This window comes from Bacillus sp. AP50 (assembly GCF_040492675.1).
In the GTDB taxonomy this organism is placed as follows: domain Bacteria; phylum Bacillota; class Bacilli; order Bacillales; family Bacillaceae_G; genus Bacillus_A; species Bacillus_A cereus.
The window spans coordinates 1-3953 of sequence record NZ_JBEUTW010000603.1 but is presented as its reverse complement, the minus strand read 5'-3'; the positions used below and the strand labels follow the sequence as shown (position 1 = coordinate 3953).

Sequence of the window (3953 nt, the reverse complement as noted above, 5' to 3'; positions counted from 1 at the left end):
GCTTATAGGAGAAATTAAAGTGCTCAATAATTTTATATTTCGAGACCACGTAGTGGCGATAAGTGCATGTTTATTTGTCATATTAAGTTTGTCAATATCAACTTTGTCGTCCTTGCTACATAATAAATATTTGTTATATTTGGGGAAGATTTCTTACAGTCTTTATTTATACCATATTATATCGTTGTTTTCCCTTATATACATGCTCCATGAAATATTACCGTTGCCTATTATTTTAATTTTTTCACTTGTTTTTTCGTTTATACTTGCAATGCTTTCGTATGTATATGTAGAAAAATTTGCATTCGGAGTCGGAAAGTATGTAACAAAACAAGTCGATAGAAGAGAGAAAGGGTTATCTGTAAAGAGTGAATTGCAGGATGTTATTCAGAAAAGGGCGGTGAAATAATTGAAGCAAGAAATGAGTATAAAAGATTTTCAACAATTACTGAAAAGAAGATTCGTAACGATTATTTTAACGATGTGTTGTTTAACCGCTTCTTTAGTTCTTATCTCTATGTATGTTTTAAAGCCGTCATATCAATATTCAACGCAAATTCTTGTTGGGAATTTAGATGAGTTTAATAAGGAAAATTCAACAAATAAAACACAAGAAAATAAGCAACTAGTAACATCGTATGTTGATATTTTAAAAAGCCCATTAATTATTTCAACAGTCAAAAAAACTTTGAAATTAGAGCAATCAAGTTATGAATTAGCACAAAAAATATCGGTTGTGAATACGGACAACTCACAAATTGTAACTGTTACAGTAAAAGATTCCAATCCGAAAATCGTGAAAGACATTGTAAAGACATTGGCAGAGCAATCACAAAAAAGCTTTCAACAGTACACAAATGTACAAGGGGTGAAAGTATTAACTGATCCTGAGTTACAGGAACAGGCTGAAAAATTGTTTCCGAAATTTCAACTGATCATTCCTATTTCTTTAATTGTTAGTTTTTTTGTTGGGATAGGTTTAGCTGTATTTCGAGATTATTTTGATGAACGTATATACACGGAACAGGATTTAGAGAAAATAACAACAGTCTCTGTTATTGGTCACATAAATATGGAACCAAATAGAAAAAAGAAACCTACAGAGGTTGATAAAAAATCATCTATATATCGAGGTGAACATGTCGATGTTTAGGACAAAGAAGCAGCTGCCATTCAATTTGCATGATGATCTGATGAAAGAGCAGTTTTATACGGTGTATCACGAGCTGAAAAAATCCGGAAAACAACTGTTCACAGTTAGTTCAACGAAGGACAGAGGTGTTGTTGCCTCGCTTATAGTAAATATGGGTCTAGTGTTTGCGGAAATGAAAAAAAAGGTGTTACTTATTGATGTGAATTTTTCTGACCCTAAACTACATGTATTATTACAAAGTGATCACATGATAACAGTAAACGATATAATAAGCTCTTCCTCCTGCAATTATGAATCTTTTTCTAGTAATTTGTCTAATTACTTATATTGTATTCCTGCAAAAAAAACAGTACATACAGGGACGCCTTTAGTTGCTATGGATGAATTTGATAATGCGATTGCTAAGTGGAAAGAAGATTTTGATTACATTTTCGTTTATTCTTCTGAAGTATTTGAGCTTCCTGCTACGCACATTATTGCAGGGAAATGCGATGGAGTGGTTTTAGCAGTTAAAAAGCGAAAAGATTCACTACGTACAGTGCAAAAAGTAATAGCGGATATAAATAGGAAAGAATGTGAATTAATAGGTATAATTTTATATTCTTGAATGTGGGGGTAACGATCCATGATTCGTGAAACAAATCAAGCCAAGTTGTATACGATTCCGGCTCAAGAAAAGCCTAGCATATTGAATCGAAGTGTAAAACGCTTGTTTGATATTATATTTTCAATCATATTGTTACTATTAACAATACCAATTATGTTGTTCTTTTGTATTATGATTACCTTAGAAACATCAGGGGCTCCAATATACTTTCAAGAACGTTTAGGTATAAACGGGAAGAAGTTTAATGTATTTAAATTAAGGTCGATGGTAAAGGATGCTGAAATGAACGGACCACAATGGGCAAAAGAACATGATCAAAGAATTACAAAAGTTGGATTGTTTATAAGAAAAACGAGAATTGATGAATTACCACAGCTCTTAAACATTTTAAGAGGAGATATGTCTTTTGTAGGCCCTAGACCAGAGAGAGAGTTTTTTTATAATGAGTTTGATGCGTATATTCCAGAATTTAAGGAACGTTTAATAGTAAAACCAGGATTAACAGGATGGGCACAAATAAATGGAGGGTATAATCTTGATCCAAAGGAAAAGTTGAGGCTGGACATGGAGTATATTGAAATGAAAACATTTCGGATGGACATCCGTATTTTATGTAAAACCGTTTTAATTGTATTGAACGGTAATGGTGCAAGATAAATATATATGTAAACAAACAACATATGTAAGTAGGTTACTTGCAAAGGAGAACTTGTATGGGTAGATCTATTCTAAGCAATATTATCCATCTATTTTATAGTACGATTTTAGCTAACCTTCTTCAGGCCGTCAGTTTAATTGTTTTAGCAAACTTTTTTAACGCACAACATTATGGGATGTTTAGTGTTGCCATAGCAGTGACGTTTGTTATGTTATTTTTTACAGACTTAGGACTTAGTAATACGTTTCTTCGAGAAGGGGCAAAGGATGGAGCAGATTTAGAGCAGATTTTATCATCGTATATAAAAATAAGGATGATTCTACTTATTTTTATTTCTATCATCGGTTATATTGCTATTCATTATATGTATGCGGATAAAAATTTAATTTATATGATGATAAACGTAATGTTTTTCATGTTAATAGGATTAACTTGGCAAAACATAGGGATTGCCTATTTTCAACTGACGGAACGTATGAAGTATATAGCGCTCATAAAAGTTGTATCAGCATCAGTTGTCATTATAATTACATGTTTTTGTATTTTCGGAGAGTTACCGGTGTATGTAACAGCTCGCTTATATGCTTTTGGGTATATGATTGGTGGTTTATTCAGTATATATATCATGAGAAGAAAGACGAAAATGAATATGAAAGTCGTAATTCATAAAGCGTTATTTTGGCAATTAACTCCCTTTATTATTAGCGGTTTTTTAATAATGAGTACGCCACAATTAGCGCCTATCTTGCTTAACTATACATTGCCATTAAGTATGGTAGGTGTTTTTGCAGTGGCGTACCGGATGCCGGCAGCTTTATATCAAGTACCAGGGGTAATTGCAGGTGCATTTTTTCCGGTGCTCTTTAAGCATTATAACCAGAATAATATAGAAGAGCATACGAAATTAAATTTACTTCAAATTAAATCAATGGCGATTGTAGGAATATGTATGACGATCGGTTTATATCATTTAGCACCATACTTTATTTCTATATTTTTTCATGAAGAATGGAGGAATGCAGTAGAACCACTCCAAATATTATCATTTCTTATTGTGCTACAAAGTTTAAATATTGCCATTGCTGACGGTTTAACGACGAGTGGTTGTCAAAATAAGAGGACTGTTGTGCAGTGTGCAGCATTGGTGATAGGTGGGGTTATGCTTTATAGCTTTAGTAGTCTTGGTGGAGTGATAGGAGCGGCATACGCTATGGTTTTATTTGAAATAGTCGCTTTAGTGGGATATATAGCGGTAAGTGTAGTGAAGAAAAAAATTGTATTCCAAATTGTAATACCGTATACAATTTATTTTGGTGTAACCTTTATTGGAGTGCAATATATATTGCATACATATCATTTAATTGCGCTTGTTCTTAATATACTAATTGTAGTAGCTGCCATATTCCTATATGATTATGAGCTAAAAAAACTTCTTCTTTCTTTTATAAGAAAAATACGCAAAAAGGATTATATTACGAAACAGGGGATATAGCCTATGGAAAATAATATGAAAGTATCAATGGGATGGATTATTC

Annotated in this window: 5 protein-coding genes; all 5 read left to right on the top strand. The window is 32.6% G+C overall.

What is annotated here, in order from left to right:
* A partial coding sequence (locus ABWK52_RS27195) for an acyltransferase family protein (RefSeq protein WP_438825470.1) occupies positions 1–409 on the top strand: 409 nt, incomplete at its 5' end.
* Entirely contained in the window at positions 410–1153 is a 744-nt protein-coding gene (locus ABWK52_RS27190; protein ID WP_000807055.1) for a YveK family protein, read from the top strand.
* A complete protein-coding gene (locus tag ABWK52_RS27185; RefSeq protein ID WP_002133101.1) occupies positions 1140–1760 on the top strand; it encodes a CpsD/CapB family tyrosine-protein kinase in 621 nt (206 codons plus the stop codon). The genes ABWK52_RS27190 and ABWK52_RS27185 overlap by 14 nt, the downstream gene beginning before the upstream one ends.
* Before the next feature lie 18 nt (positions 1761–1778).
* On the top strand, positions 1779–2417 hold the full coding sequence (locus ABWK52_RS27180; RefSeq protein ID WP_000617648.1) for a sugar transferase: 639 nt from the start codon (positions 1779–1781) through the stop codon (positions 2415–2417).
* 56 nt (positions 2418–2473) lie between these two features.
* Positions 2474–3910: an oligosaccharide flippase family protein gene (locus tag ABWK52_RS27175; protein ID WP_141537354.1), complete on the top strand. Its 1437-nt coding sequence runs from the start codon at positions 2474–2476 to the stop codon at positions 3908–3910.
* Positions 3911–3953 lie beyond the last annotated feature (43 nt).

What these genes read in the sequence shown, in the direction of transcription:
- ABWK52_RS27185 (WP_002133101.1), top strand. Translation starts at nt 1,140, where the DNA reads ATGTCGATGTTTAGGACAAAGAAGCAGCTGCCATTCAATTTGCATGAT.
- ABWK52_RS27175 (WP_141537354.1), top strand. Translation starts at nt 2,474, where the DNA reads ATGGGTAGATCTATTCTAAGCAATATTATCCATCTATTTTATAGTACG.
- ABWK52_RS27180 (WP_000617648.1), top strand. Translation starts at nt 1,779, where the DNA reads ATGATTCGTGAAACAAATCAAGCCAAGTTGTATACGATTCCGGCTCAA.